A 13,668-nucleotide genomic window follows, 5' to 3' on the forward strand; every position below is an offset into this window, starting at 1 on the left:
CGCACGGCGACACCCCGCGCAGGGCGGCGGAGTGTTCGGAGAGAAATGTGCGAATGTTTTCCATGACTTGCAATGTAATTGGCTTTATGACATTTGACAAGCACTTCGCTGCAAAACGCAGGCGGCGCCGGTTTCAGTGCGCCTCTGTGCTGTCAATCTCGAACCAGCGGTGCCCCTGATCATCCTGCCGGATGGCGCCGCCCAGCCCGATGCGGCGCTCGCGGCGGTAGTCATACTGACTGCGCGAACGACTCAGCAGCGTCATGTCCAGTTCGACCACCCGCTGTTCCGGGCCTGCCCCGCACTCGGCGACGATCTCGCCGAAAGGATCGACCACCACGCTCTGGCCGGGGAACTGATGGCCGGCGCCTTCGCCGCAGCGATTCACCAGCACGGCAAACATCTGGTTTTCCATGGCCCGGGCCACGATGGCCCGACGGTGTACCGGACCATAGGGGTCCATATTGCCGTCGGTGACCAGCAGCAGCTCGGCGCCCAGCGCGGCCAGGGCGCGCGCCGACTCCGGAAACTCGATGTCATAGCAAATCAGGCTGCCGACCTGCAGTCCGCGCCAGTCACAACATTCGATGCGATCACCCGGGCTGAACACGCCCTGATCGGAGGCCCACATGTGCACCTTGCGATAGGCCATCGCCAGTCCGTCCGGGGTCAGCAGGATGGTGGTATTGAAGAAGCGCCCGTCGCGCACCTCGGCCAGGCCGATGGCAATCGACAGCTTGTGCTCGCGCGCGGCGCCCTGCAGCAGGCCGACCACCGCGCCATCCAGCGGCTGCGCCAGGCTGGCAACGTTCTCCGGGGTCGGAAAACCGCTGAGGAAGGTTTCGGGGAAGACGATCAGGTCCGTGGCATTGCCGGTGCGGGCCACGGCCTGCAGAGCATTGGCCAGGTTGGCCTTGAGGTTGCCGTCTTCACAGGGCAGTTGCGCGAGTTCGATATGCATGGTTCGGTTTTACTCTCCGGCCGCGACATGGCTGTCCACGGTGATGCGGATGGCGTCGTGTCGCCAGTACTCGTGATCACAGTCGATGATGCGGCCATGCTGGTCATAGTTGATGCGAAATACCAGCAGGATCGGACTCCCTTCGGCCAGCGTCAAGGCTTGCGCCACTTCACCGCGTGCGGCACTGGGAAAAATGTCGAAACGCGAGCGGCCATAGCGGATGTCGTAGCGCTGCTGGTAGATCAGGGTCAGCGACTGTGACAGGTCCTGTTGCAGGATGCCGGGAAAGAACTCGGGCTTGAGATGGTGCTCGACATACATCACTACCCGGCCATCAATGCTGCGGGTGCGGCGGATCTGCAAGAGCTGGGCCAGCGGCCCGAGCGACAGTTCCTGGCTCAGGGCCGGCGTGGCCAGCACGGTCGAGGCCGACAGGACGCGGGTTTCCACCTGGCGCTGCTGGCGCGTCACCATATCATGGAAGTGCGAGCGATACTGCGGGTTGTAGATCAGTCGCGGCGGGGAAACAAACCAGCCCCGGCGGTCCTCGCGATAGATGCGTCCCTCGGCCTCCAGGGCCAGCAGGGCATCCTTGATGGTGATGCGGGTAGTGGAAAACAGTTCGGACAACTCGCGCTCGGAAGGCAGCTTGCTGCCCAGCGGCAGCAGGCCGCTGTCAATCTGGGCCGACAGGGACTCGCGGATGGTTGCTGCTTGGGAACGGGGCACTTGGCTCATTTGGACTAGTCCACAATCGATCCTGGATCGCAAAATCCAGAGAAAACAAATGTTTTCACTGTACTCGGGCAAGATTGCAAATTGATGATCGTCGATATGCCGCCATGAATGCCCCGGATAACGGCGGCTGAAGTCATATTTTTGTCATCATGGCTGGCTATGATCGGCCGACACCTTCTGACCTAGTCCAATAGTCAAAGTTTCCGCAGACGGAAGATCTCATGCGCCAAAAAGTGATCCTGGTTTTGATCGACGGCCTGGCCTGGCAAGTGGCCAGCCATGGCATGGGCTATCTGCTGGGGCTGTGCGAAGCACGCCAGGCAACGATGTATCGCCTCTGCAGTGCCCTGCCCTCGCTGTCCCGGCCCCTGTATGAATGCATCCTGACCGGCAGTACCCCGGTGCAGAGTGGTATTGTCCACAACGGCATCCAGCGGCTGTCGAACCAGCAGAGCATTTTTCATCTGGCTCGCGATGCCGGGCTGGTCACCGCAGCGGCGGCGTACCACTGGATCAGCGAGCTGTATAACCGTACGCCCTATCTCGCCCGCCGCGACCGCCATACCCAGGATGCAGGCCTGCCGATTCAGTACGGCATGTTCTATCACAGCGATGACTATCCGGATGAGCATCTGCTGCTGGATGCCGAAGCCCTGCGCTGCCGGCATGACCCGGACTTTCTGCTGATTCATCCGATGAATGTCGATGATGCCGGCCATCGTTTCGGTCTGGACTCGGCGCAGTATCGCAATGCGGCGCGGTGCTTTGACCAGTTGCTGTCTGACCTGCTGCCCGCCTGGCTGGCCGAGGGTTATCAGATCCTCGTCACCAGCGATCACGGCATGAACAACGATCACACGCACGGCGGCAATCTGCCGGAAGAACGCGACGTGCCGTTGTTCGTGCTGGGCCGGGCGTTCAGCCACCGCCCCGATGTGTCGGTCACGCAGACCGCGCTGTGCGGCATCGCGGCCGATCTGCTCGGTCTCTCTCACACCAAACCTCACTGCCCGGAGTTGCTTGCCTGATGTCTCTCGCGATTTTTGATCTGGACGATACCCTGGTCGACGGCGACAGCTCGTCGATGTTTCTGCAATATCTGGTCGATGCGGGACTGGCCGCGGCGGACATGCTGGCACGCGAAGCGGCGATGATGGCCGACTATCGTGCCGGCCAGCTGGGCATGGAGGACTACATGCTGTTCACCATGCAGCCCTTGCAGGGCAAATCAGTGCAGGAGGTGGCCACGTGGACAGCCGACTATATCCAGCAGCGCATCCTGCCGCGCCTCTTCCCGCAGGCGCTGGCGGCCCTGGCCGACTATCGTGCCGTCGGGCGCCGCATCGTGATCATCTCGGCCACCGGCGACCACATTGTGCAGCCGATTGCCCGGGCGCTCGGGGTCGATGACGCGCTGGCGATCCAGCTGGAAACCCGCGAGGGATGCTATACCGGCCGCACCCGCGGCACGCTGACTTATCAGCATGGCAAGGTCAGCCGGCTGCACGACTGGCTGGCCGAACAAGGCGAAACGCTGGCCGACAGTCATGGTTACAGTGACTCGATCAATGATGTGCCGCTGCTGGAGGCGGTCAGTCAGGCGCATGTGGTGAATCCGGATGCCCGACTGGCCGCCGTGGCGGCCGAGCGTCACTGGCCTCAGCTCGCCTGGGCGCGCTGAGCCTCGCTGAGCACCACCCGCGCCGCCGGCTTGCGGAACACCAGCACGTTCCCCAGCAGGACCAGCACCACGCCGGTCAGGGCGGCCGGCGTCCAGCGATAGCCTTCCAGCAGGGCGGAAACATTCAGCGCCACAATGGGGAACAGCACGGTACAGTAGGCGGCGCGCGCAGCGCCCAGGCGTCCGACCAGCATCAGGTAGGCGGTGAAGCCAATCACCGATCCCGGCACGGCCAGGTACAGCATCGCGCCCCAGTAGCGCGGGTCACTTTCCAGCTGGAACGGTACCCCGGCCAGCAGGCAGCCGACGATCAGTACCAGGGTACCGGTCAGCATGGCCCAGGCATTGGTTTGCAGCGGGGTATGGCCGAGGGACTGCAGGCGGCTGGAGAGCAGATTGCCGAAGGAAAAGCACAGCGTACCCAGCAGGGCCAGCCCCAGTCCCAGCAGACTCGACCAGGAGAAGGACGCGCCGGCCAGTTGCTCCCAGGACAGGACGGTGATGCCGGTCAGGCCGATGGCACCGCCGAGCACGACCTGCGGGGCAATGCGCTGTTTGAAGAAGATCCGCGCATTCAGGGCATTCCACAGGGTGGCCATGGAGAACACCACGGCGACCAGGCCGCTGGGAATCCAGCGCGTGGCGTTGTAGAAGCAGAGGAAGTTGCAGCAAAACAGCAGCACGCCTTGCGCCAGTACCAGCTTCAGCGCCGGTCCTCGTGGCGGCGCCAGGCGCTTCTTCCAGGCCAGGATGGCAAACAGCACCAGCGCCGCCATGGCAAAGCGCACGGCGATCGAGACCGGAATCGGCGTGGATCCCAGCTCCCATTTGATGGCAATCCAGGTGGTGCCCCAGATCAGGACAGTCAACAGATACAGAAAGGCATTCATGGTCGGCTCCTTTTTTTCAGCATGGCGCCGGGCCGGAGCCGGGTATTGCACAATCCTGCGCTTTTGATTGATGAATCAATAAAATGAACGCGCAAAGCACCTGTCCGACGCTACACTGACGGCATGGAGAATCTGATCCACCACCCGCGACCGGCCAGCCCGGTGTATGAAGTCCTCAGCCATTCACGTGCCGATCTGGAGCGTGAGGGTTTGCTGGGCGATGATCTGCGCGCGGCGCTATGGCTGCGCGAGCAGCTGGAAGATACCCATTATGACCGGCCTGCACACCATACCCTGTCGCTGTATCTGGAAGATGGCTACGACGTGCATCTGTACGGCCGCCCGGAGCAGCGCGGCGGCCCGGGCAAGCTGTGCCTGCTGCCGGCCGAACATGAATCGTTCTGGCGCATCAACGGCCGCATCCGGTTCATTCACTTTTATTTCAGCCAGGCGCAGTTCGGGGATCTGGCGATCCGCATGCTGGACCGCGAACCGCGCACCCTGAGTCTGAGCGAGCGGATTTATGTCGATGATGGCCGTCTGGCGACGCTGGGGCGCCAGCTGGCCACCCTCACCTGGCAGGACAATGCCAGCCGGCTCGAGGCCAATGCCATCGGCCACGAGATGCTGGCGCATCTGTTGCTGAACTACAGCGATCAGCCGCGCAAGCTGCGCATCCGTGGCGGACTGGCTCCGAGCCAGCGCCGGCGTGCGCTGGATCTGATCGAAGCCCGGCTGGACAGCGACTTGTCGATCGGCGAGCTGGCCAATGAGCTGGCCCTGTCGGAATACCACTTCGCCCGCATGTTCCGCGTCTCAGTCGGCGAAGCGCCGCACCGCTGGATCATGCGCCGCCGGCTGGCGCGGGCGCGCAAGGCGCTGGCCCGGGGCGATCTGCCGCTGAGCGTGGTCGCCAATCAGAGTGGTTTCACCCATGCCAGTCACCTGACGCGTCATTTCCAGCAGGCACTCGGGGTCACGCCTGGCGTCTATCGCCAGTGGACGCAGGGCTTGCTCTGACCGCTCTTTGCCCGGCGGCGCATCGCCGCCGCCCCCTCCCCTGCGACCATTTGTCGCATCCCCAGCGATACCCCCACCCCCTATCATGACAAGGGGGTCCTCTGCACAGCGGGTTGGCTGAATCCATGCCGCTTTCCAGATGTCCCACTCCGTCCGGAATTTCCACTCAAAAACAAAAGCCATGATGAGCCGTTACCGCCGAGAGATCATCGCCGTGCTGGTGATCAAGATCGTATTGATTCTCACCATCAGGATGATCTGGTTTTCCGACCGACCGCCGATCAGCGACCAGGCGGTGGCCAGCCGCCTGCTGGCGGCGCCAGCTGCGGCAGAAAACGGCTCCAAGGAGCACCCATGACAGAAACATTGGTTGATCTTTCACGATTACAGTTCGCGGTCACCGCGCTGTATCACTTCCTGTTTGTGCCGCTGACGCTGGGACTGAGCATGATGCTGGTGATCATGGAGTCGGTCTATGTGATCACCCGCAAGCAGATTTATCAGGACATGACCCGCTTCTGGGGCAAGCTGTTCGGCATCAACTTCGCGCTGGGGGTCACCACCGGCATCACCATGGAGTTTCAGTTCGGCACCAACTGGGCCTACTACTCGCACTATGTCGGCGATATTTTCGGCGCGCCGCTGGCCATCGAGGGCCTGATGGCCTTCTTCCTCGAATCGACCTTCATCGGCTTGTTCTTCTTTGGCTGGGAGCGGCTGTCGCGCGCCAAGCACCTGATGGTGACCATGCTGATGGCCATCGGCTCGAACCTGTCGGCGCTGTGGATCCTGATCGCCAACGGCTGGATGCAGGACCCGGTCGGTGCGCATTTCAACTACCGCACCATGCGCATGGAGCTGTCGAGCTTCTGGGACATCATTTTCAACCCGACGGCCCAGGCCAAGTTCGTGCATACCGTCAGCGCCGGCTATGTCACCGCCGCCTGTTTCGTGCTGGGGATTTCCAGCTGGTATCTGCTGCGCGGTCGTGACATCGCCTTTGCCCGCCGCAGTTTCCGCATCGCCGCAGCCTTCGGTTTTGCCGCCGCCCTGTCGGTGATCGTGCTGGGCGACGAATCCGGCTATACGGTCAGTGAGTCGCAGCAGACCAAGATGGCCGCCATTGAGGCGATCTGGAATACCGAACCGGCACCGGCCGGGCTGACCGTGTTTGCCCTGCCGGACCAGCAGGCGCGCACCAATCACTATGAGCTGCAGATTCCCTATGTCATGGGGCTGATCGGCACCCGCTCGACCACCAAGGAGATTCCGGGCATCAACCAGATCGTGGCCAAGAATCGCGAGCGCATTGTCGATGGTCAGCAGGCGGTGATCGCACTGGAAGCGCTGCGCAAGGCGCCGGATGACCCGGCCTTGCGTGCCGCCTTCGAGCAGCATCAGGCCAATCTCGGCTTCGGCCTGCTGCTGAAGAAATATGTCGCCGATGTGCGCCAGGCAACGCCGGCCATCATTGATCAGGCCGCCTGGAGCACCATTCCCAGGGTGGCACCGCTGTTCTGGAGCTTCCGGCTGATGGTTGGTCTGGGCATGAGCTTCCTGCTGCTGTTCTCCGCCGCCCTGCTGTTCTCGCTGAAGAATACCTTCGCGCAGAAGACATGGTTGCTGCGCTGGGCGCTGCTGTGGATTCCGATGCCGTGGATTGCCTGCGAGCTGGGCTGGTTTGTCGCCGAGTACGGCCGGCAGCCCTGGACCATTTACGGTCTGCTGCCGACGCACCTGTCGACCTCGACGCTGAGCGTGGCCTCGGTCGCCGGCTCGCTGATCGGCTTTGTGGTGTTGTATACCGGTTTGCTGATCGCCGAGCTGCTGCTGATGATCAAGTATGCCCGCCTTGGCCCGGCCAGCCTGGGCACCGGTCGTTACCACGATGAACAAGTCAAGGAAGCCAAGTGATGCTCGACTATGAAACCCTGCGCTTTATCTGGTGGCTGCTGGTCGGCGTGCTGCTGATCGGTTTTGCCGTGATGGATGGTCATGACCTGGGCGTCGGCACCCTGTTGCTGTGGGTGGCACGCGACGACGACGAACGCCGGGTGCTGCTCAACACGGTCGGGCCGCACTGGGATGGCAATCAGGTGTGGTTCATCACCGGGGGCGGTGCCCTGTTTGCCGCCTGGCCGTTCATCTATGCCACGGCATTCTCCGGTTTTTACTGGGCCATGCTGGCCGTACTGTGGACCCTGTTCCTGCGTCCGGTCGGCTTCGACTATCGCAGCAAGCTGCCCCAGGCCAGCTGGCGTCGTTTCTGGGATGTGGCGCTGTTCATCAGCGGCGCCATCCCGCCGGTGATCTTCGGCGTAGCCTTCGGCAATCTGTTGCTGGGCGTGCCGTTCACCTTCGACGACACCCTGCGGGCCGACTATACCGGTTCGTTCTGGGCCCTGCTGACACCGTTCCCGCTGCTGTGCGGCCTGGTGTCCAGCGCCATGATCACCTTCCAGGGGGCGACCTTCCTGATGATCAAGACCGTCGGTGCCCCGCAGCTGCGCGCACGCCGCGCCGCGCATCTGGCCGGTCTGCTGTGTGCCCTGCTGTTCGTCGGGGCCGGGGTCTGGGTCAGCCAGTTGCCCGGCTACCAGATCATCGCCGGTGCCCTGCCCTCGGCCGAGTCGAATCCGCTGGCCAAGGTGGTGACGCTGCATGCCGGCGGCTGGCTGGCCAATTATCATCACTGGCCGCTGCTGTGGCTGGTACCGGCCGTGGGGGTGCTGTCGGCGCTGGTCGGTTCGGCACTGGCGCGCGCCGGGCGCGGCGGTCTGGCCTTCATCGCCTCCAGCCTGACCCAGGCCGGCGTGATCGGCACCGCCGGGGTGAGCATGTTCCCGTTCCTGATGCCGTCCAGCCTGAACCCGAATGCCAGCCTGACCGCCTGGGATGCCACCTCCAGCCATCTGACGCTGTCGGTGATGTTTTGGGCCGCGCTGATCTTTACCCCGCTGATCGTGCTGTACACCAGCTGGTGCTATCGCGTGATGCGTGGCCCGGTAACGGTCGAGCAGGTCCGCAAGAACTCGAAATCGGCTTACTGAAAGGAGACGCACATGTGGTATTTCGCCTGGATGCTGGGTCTGCCGCTGGCGATCTCGCTGGCGGTGATCAACGTCATCATCGAGGAAAACCTGCACCATGATGATCTCGAGGACGAGACCAGGTGACGGTTGACCGTCGCTGGCGACACCGATAGTATCGAAATCATGAAACTGAACCTGCTGAACCTGACCCTGCGCCCGCAACCGTGTTGTCCGACACGGCCAGGGAGGTCGTGCGTCTAACGCATCCGTTCAGCACCCCCAGGGCCGCCGTGTTATTGCAACCGGCGGCTTTTTCTTTTGGAGAACCGCATGCAGCTGCATTTGTACGATACCTGGCAACGCGCCCTGCGCCCCTTCGAACCCTTGCGTGCGGAGGGCGTCGGCCTGTACTGCTGTGGCCCGACGGTGTACGACTATGCCCATATCGGCAATCTGCGCACCTATCTGTTCGAGGACACGCTGCGCCGCGTGCTGCAGTTCAACGGGCATACCGTACGCCATGTGGTCAACATTACCGATGTCGGGCATCTGGTGTCGGATGCGGATGAGGGTGAGGACAAGATGGAAAAGGGTAGCCAGCGGGCCGGCGGCGAGTCGGCCTGGGCGCTGGCCGAGCGTTTTACCGAGGCCTTCCGGCAGGACATGCAGGCGCTGAACATGCTGCCCCCCACCCTGTGGTGCCGTGCCACCGAGCATATCCCGGAGCAGATCGACTTCATCCGCATCCTGGAAGACAAGGGCTATACCTACCGTACCGACGACGGCATTTACTTCGATACCGCACGCCAGGATGACTACGGCTATCTGGCCCGACTGAAACGCGAAGGGCTGCAGGCCGGTATCCGGGTCGAGCTGGGGCAGAAGCGTCAGCCGACCGATTTCGCTCTGTGGAAGTTCAGCCCGCGCGACAGCCAGCGCCAGATGGAGTGGGACAGCCCCTGGGGGCGCGGCTTTCCTGGCTGGCACATCGAGTGCTCAGCCATGTCGGCCAAGTACCTGTCGCCCTGGTTCGACATTCACTGTGGCGGCGAGGATCACGTGGCGGTGCATCACAGCAACGAGATCGCGCAGAGCCAGGCCTGCCATGGCACCCGTGCCGCCAACTTCTGGCTGCATGGCGCTTTCCTGCAACTGGATGAGGCCAAGATGTCCAAGTCCAGCGGCGACTTCCTGCGTCTGCAGACCTTGCTGGATCGCGGCTACGACCCGCTGGCCTATCGCTATCTGAGCCTGACCGCCCATTACCGCAAGCAGCTCAATTTCAGCTGGGACTCGCTGGAGGGCGCACAGCAGGCGCTGAACCGTCTGCGCAGTACGTATGCAGGTTGGCCTGAGGGCGGCAAGCTGCTGCCGGCGTTCGTCGAGGCCTTCACCGCCGAGATCAATCAGGATCTGAATCTGCCGCGCGCGCTGGCCCTGGTATGGGGGCTGCTGAAGCAGTCCGACAGCGATGCGGACAAGAAAGCCACCTTGCGCCACTGTGATCAGGTGCTGGGTCTGGCGCTCGATCGGTGGCAACCGGTCGAGCAGGCGATCCCGGCAGAGATTCTGGCGCTGGCAGAGGCTCGCCAGGCGGCACGCCAGGCCAGGGACTGGACCCGGGCGGATGCGCTGCGTGACGAACTGGGTGCGCTCGGCTATGTGCTGGAGGATGGGGTGGACGGGGTGAGCGTGCGCCCGGCCCGCTGAGGCAAAGCGATGCGCTGCGGCCTATGCTGAAGTCAGGAGGACAACATCATGCGCCGCAGCCGAAACATCCAGATCGTGCCCAACGACAGCAAACCCGACGATGAGGATCTGGCGCCGGAGGTGCTGCCACTGTTCAAGCGCTATGAAAGCCAGGGCATTGCCCGCCAGATTTCGTTCTACCTGTCGGGCGAGATCGGTGATCCGATTCACTACACCGATCTGCTCTATACCCTGCGCAGTGCCAGCCAGACGGATCTGATCCTGCTGCATCTCAACAGCCCGGGCGGCAATTTCGATACCGGGCTGCAAATCATCAACAACATCGCCGCCAGTGACGCCCATGTCATGACGGTACTGGAAGCACGGGCCTATTCGATGGCCGCGCTGATTTTTCTCGCCGGCGACGAGCTGATCGTCCATGACACCTGCCAGCTGATGTTCCACAACTATTCGTCCGCCCTGATCGGCAAGGGCAATGAGCAACAGGCGCAGGTCGGCGCGGTCAGCAAATGGTTCGAGAAGGTCATGCGCCACGTCTGCCGCCCCTTCCTCGCGGATGAGGAAATTGGCCGCATTCTGCATGGCGAAGATATCTGGATGGATACCGACGAAATTCGCCGCCGGCTGACCCATCTGCAGAAAGGCGAGCCGGCGGTGACGCCGAAAAAGCGTCAGGGCACAAAGGCCTGATCAGGCCTGAGGCGGCTCGGCTTCGCGGGCGAAGCGCCAGGCGATGAAGCGGCTTTGTTTCTGCCCCTGGGCCATGGCCACGGTGCGGACATCAACCGCGCCAGCACGGCGCAGAGCCGGACGCAGGGCATTCAATGTCTCGGCGCGCGAGACCAGGCTGCTGAACCAGTGGCACTGTCCGGCCAGCTCGCGACTCTCGGCCACCATGCGCAGCAGGAAGCCGGCCTCGCCGCCCGGGCACCACAGCTCATTGCTCTGACCGCCGAAGTTCAGCAGCGGGGCGCCGGGCTGGGTTCGGCCCAGATTGCGCCACTTGCGGGCCGAACCGGCGCGTGCCTCCTCGGCCGAGGCATGGAAAGGCGGGTTACACAGAACCAGGTCAAACTGGTCGCGCGCCTTGACCACCTGCTGAAAGATGGCCTGCGGGTCAGGCTGCAGGCGCAGCTCGATCTGCTTGCCCAGCCCATTGGCACCGACGATCACCCGGGCCGTTTCCAGCGCCTGAGGATCGATGTCGCTGCCGACAAAGCGCCAGCCATACTCAGCCTGACCGATCAGCGGATAAATGCAGTTGGCGCCCACGCCGACATCCAGCACCCGCACGGATCCGCCTCGCGGCACCTCGCCGCCATGATCTTCAGCCAGCAAGTCGGCCAGGTAGTGCAGATAATCGGCGCGGCCCGGGATGGGCGGACACAGATAGCCGGCGGGCAGATCCCAGAAACGGATGCCGTAATGCTGTTGCAGCAGGGCCGCATTGAGCAGGCGCACTGCCTGCGGATCGGCAAAATCGATGGTAGCCTCGCCGGCCGGATTGGCCTGCACAAACGGCGCCAGCGCCGGATTCAGCTCAACCAGGGCGGCCAGATCATAGCGGCCCTGGTGACGGTTGCGAGGGTGAAGCGTGGTGGCAGCTTTGGTGCCCATAAAGCCATCCTGTAACTTGATGGGCGCCATTATAAGCCCCCGGCGTCAGATCCAGCCGAGAAAACCGAAGATCAGCAGCGCACTGACCACGCCGCCGGCGAGTCCGGCCACGACTTTGATCTGGCGAATGCGCGATGGCATGTCGTGCACCCAGTAGGCCACCAGGAAGAACGGCAGGTAGCCGATGAGGAAAATCAGCCAGGGGGCATGCAGCCCCCAGCCGGACCACGCCCAGGTCAGCACCCCGATGTGGTTGAGCCAGCACTCGACCAGGACGCACAGGATCGAGTTGACCACCGCCAGCAGCAGCCGGTTGGGCACGCCGAGGATTTTCAGCTCGCGCTGCGGCGGCAGCATGCGTACGGCCATCAGTCCCATCACGGCGAACATCAGCGAAATTTCCAGGTTCAGGCCGATCAGCAGCACCAGGGATGACGAGCCATTGGGCGTCCCCCACACCGGGGCAAAGCCGGAGAAGTGGGCAATCAGGCCGTTCCAGATCTCGTTGACCCAGTCCATCAGCCAGAAGGCGATGCCGGCCAGCACCACAGACCAGCGCCGCTCGGCAATTTGCTCGTTATAGACATAGAGCACCAGCAGGAAGACCGGCAGGATGCCCCATTGGAAGTGGCTGGTATCGCGCAGCAGGCTCTGGGCCTGGGCAGCAGAGGCAGCAAGCATGGTGTTCTCCTTGTTGTAGTGGGCTCATTACAGGATCAATTCATGCCATTGTCAATTCATGGTCCCGACGGCCGATAAAGATGCCAGCGACAGGCATAAAGAAAGCCGTCAATCCGTCGATAAAAGCTCGACAGCATCAGGAGTGTGGCCATGCAGATTTCTCATCAGACCCAGAACAACACCGCGGCTTACGGCTTTAGCGAGTCGCTCATGGCCCAGACGCAGTTTCAGTTGCAGGCAGTCAACAGCAGCCAGAGCAGGCCAGGCTCAGTGTCGGACCAGATCAGTCTGAGCCCGGGGGCACTGGCGGGCAGTCGCACCAGCGACGCAACCGATCCGATGAGCTCGCTGCTGGGGGTGATGCAAAGCATTCTGCAGCAGGTGCTGGGCGTGTCGATGAACACGGTGGCCGCCACCGGTAAACCCGATGCGGTCAGCGGGAGTACGGCAGGCTCGGACACCAGCCAGCGTGGCCCGGACAGCTCGCTGGATCAGCTGACGTCTTCCATTTTGTCGGCCCTGCAGGGCGATGGCGCCAGCCAGTCTGCCAAGAGTGGCGGCAACCAGGACAGCCTGTTGAGCGCCCTGAGCAATATGGGCCGCTCGGTCGAAAGCGATGCCCTGTCGCTGTTCAACAACCTGTCTGCCCAGAATCAATCGATGATGAACGGCCTGCTGGGCAGTGCCGTGTCGCAAGGCGCCTCGGGCAGCTATCTCAGTCAGGTGTCGGTGGCGGAGAGCCAGCATTTCAGTTTCGCGGCCAGTGGTCAGCTGACCACGGCGAGTGGTCAGCGCTACCAGTTTTCCCTGCAGGTCGATCTGGAAGTGGATGTCGCCATCAGCAGCAGCCAGTCCGGTACATTTGGCCCGGGCAATGCCAGCCAGAATAGTGGCGGCATGCAAAGCCTGCAGCTGGGCGCCATGGCCGGTCTGTTCAGCGGTGCCAGCCTGAGCTATCCGCAACCGACGCTGCAGTCTGCGACGCAAGGCAAGGACAAGGGCAAGGACAAGGACGAAGGCTCAGCAACCAGCAGCGCCCCGACGCTGGCCTCGATCGGCCAGCAGATCAACAGCGCGCTGGCCAGCCTGATCCTGACACCAGAGCAACAGGACGGGAAAACGAAGCGTCAGGCACAGCAGCAGATCAGCGCCTTGCTGCAACCCGCTCATCGTCATCACAAGCATGGCCAGGGCAAACACCAGGACGTGACTACCCAGACCGCTGCCCAGACACAAGCTCAGGCAGACACCACCGCCACACAGGCGAAGGATCTGGCAAGCAACGAGGCATGATTCGATGCCGGGCAAATCCGGCATCGAAATAGAGACGAAGAGTCC

General features: G+C 62.8%; 15 protein-coding genes. 10 read left to right on the forward strand and 5 right to left on the reverse strand.

What is annotated here, in order from left to right; all coding sequences use genetic code 11:
- Positions 1-133: 133 nt before the first annotated feature.
- Both JNO51_RS12915 and JNO51_RS12920 read right to left on the reverse strand, forming a co-directional pair.
- A complete protein-coding gene (locus tag JNO51_RS12915) occupies positions 134-961 on the reverse strand; it encodes a carbon-nitrogen hydrolase family protein (protein ID WP_215777869.1) in 828 nt (275 codons plus the stop codon).
- A 9-nt stretch (positions 962-970) separates the two neighbouring features.
- Positions 971-1,690 (reverse strand): UTRA domain-containing protein, encoded by a 720-nt coding sequence (locus JNO51_RS12920; RefSeq protein WP_371822840.1) that lies wholly within the window; start codon positions 1,688-1,690, stop codon positions 971-973.
- Between the two features lie 230 nt (positions 1,691-1,920).
- Here JNO51_RS12920 and JNO51_RS12925 point away from each other — a divergent pair, with 230 nt between their 5' ends.
- Together JNO51_RS12925 and JNO51_RS12930 are read left to right on the forward strand one after the other, a co-directional pair.
- Positions 1,921-2,727 (forward strand): alkaline phosphatase family protein, encoded by an 807-nt coding sequence (locus tag JNO51_RS12925; RefSeq protein ID WP_215777871.1) that lies wholly within the window; start codon positions 1,921-1,923, stop codon positions 2,725-2,727.
- Entirely contained in the window at positions 2,727-3,380 is a 654-nt protein-coding gene (locus JNO51_RS12930) for an HAD family phosphatase (protein ID WP_215777872.1), read from the forward strand. The genes JNO51_RS12925 and JNO51_RS12930 overlap by 1 nt, the downstream gene beginning before the upstream one ends.
- On the opposite strand, the gene JNO51_RS12935 is transcribed toward JNO51_RS12930, so the two are convergent.
- Positions 3,359-4,270 carry a DMT family transporter gene (locus JNO51_RS12935; RefSeq protein WP_215777873.1) on the reverse strand — a complete coding sequence of 304 codons (912 nt, stop codon included), beginning with the start codon at positions 4,268-4,270 and terminating at the stop codon, positions 3,359-3,361. The genes JNO51_RS12930 and JNO51_RS12935 overlap by 22 nt on opposite strands.
- Positions 4,271-4,393: 123 nt before the next feature.
- On the opposite strand from JNO51_RS12935, the gene JNO51_RS12940 reads away from it, so the two are divergent.
- The 7 genes from JNO51_RS12940 to JNO51_RS12970 all read left to right on the forward strand — a co-directional run bounded on the left by JNO51_RS12940 (position 4,394) and on the right by JNO51_RS12970 (position 10,722).
- Complete coding sequence (locus JNO51_RS12940; protein WP_215777875.1) at positions 4,394-5,290, forward strand: helix-turn-helix domain-containing protein; 897 nt, start codon at positions 4,394-4,396, stop codon at positions 5,288-5,290.
- Positions 5,291-5,471: 181 nt separating this feature from the next.
- Complete coding sequence (cydP, locus tag JNO51_RS12945) at positions 5,472-5,648, forward strand: cytochrome oxidase putative small subunit CydP (RefSeq protein WP_215777877.1); 177 nt, start codon at positions 5,472-5,474, stop codon at positions 5,646-5,648.
- A complete protein-coding gene (locus JNO51_RS12950) occupies positions 5,645-7,204 on the forward strand; it encodes a cytochrome ubiquinol oxidase subunit I (protein ID WP_215777879.1) in 1,560 nt (519 codons plus the stop codon). Before cydP ends, JNO51_RS12950 begins: the two co-directional genes overlap by 4 nt.
- A complete protein-coding gene (gene cydB, locus JNO51_RS12955; protein ID WP_215777881.1) occupies positions 7,204-8,340 on the forward strand; it encodes a cytochrome d ubiquinol oxidase subunit II in 1,137 nt (378 codons plus the stop codon). Before JNO51_RS12950 ends, cydB begins: the two co-directional genes overlap by 1 nt.
- Positions 8,341-8,352: 12 nt before the next feature.
- A complete protein-coding gene (gene cydX / locus JNO51_RS12960) occupies positions 8,353-8,466 on the forward strand; it encodes a cytochrome bd-I oxidase subunit CydX (protein WP_215777883.1) in 114 nt (37 codons plus the stop codon).
- 186 nt (positions 8,467-8,652) lie between these two features.
- On the forward strand, positions 8,653-10,032 hold the full coding sequence (cysS, locus tag JNO51_RS12965; protein ID WP_215777885.1) for a cysteine--tRNA ligase: 1,380 nt from the start codon (positions 8,653-8,655) through the stop codon (positions 10,030-10,032).
- 48 nt (positions 10,033-10,080) lie between these two features.
- Complete coding sequence (locus tag JNO51_RS12970; protein WP_215777888.1) at positions 10,081-10,722, forward strand: ATP-dependent Clp protease proteolytic subunit; 642 nt, start codon at positions 10,081-10,083, stop codon at positions 10,720-10,722.
- Here the strand turns inward: JNO51_RS12970 and rlmF are convergent, their stop codons facing one another.
- Positions 10,723-11,649 (reverse strand): 23S rRNA (adenine(1618)-N(6))-methyltransferase RlmF, encoded by a 927-nt coding sequence (rlmF, locus tag JNO51_RS12975; RefSeq protein ID WP_215777890.1) that lies wholly within the window; start codon positions 11,647-11,649, stop codon positions 10,723-10,725.
- 45 nt (positions 11,650-11,694) lie between these two features.
- On the reverse strand, positions 11,695-12,330 hold the full coding sequence (locus JNO51_RS12980; RefSeq protein WP_215777892.1) for a hypothetical protein: 636 nt from the start codon (positions 12,328-12,330) through the stop codon (positions 11,695-11,697).
- Positions 12,331-12,480: 150 nt separating this feature from the next.
- On the opposite strand from JNO51_RS12980, the gene JNO51_RS12985 reads away from it, so the two are divergent.
- Positions 12,481-13,623, forward strand: a complete 1,143-nt coding sequence (locus tag JNO51_RS12985; RefSeq protein WP_215777894.1) for a hypothetical protein — start codon at positions 12,481-12,483, stop codon at positions 13,621-13,623.
- Positions 13,624-13,668: the final 45 nt, after the last annotated feature.

The organism is Paludibacterium sp. B53371 (genome assembly GCF_018802765.1).
Taxonomy (GTDB): Bacteria; Pseudomonadota; Gammaproteobacteria; order Burkholderiales; family Chromobacteriaceae; genus Paludibacterium.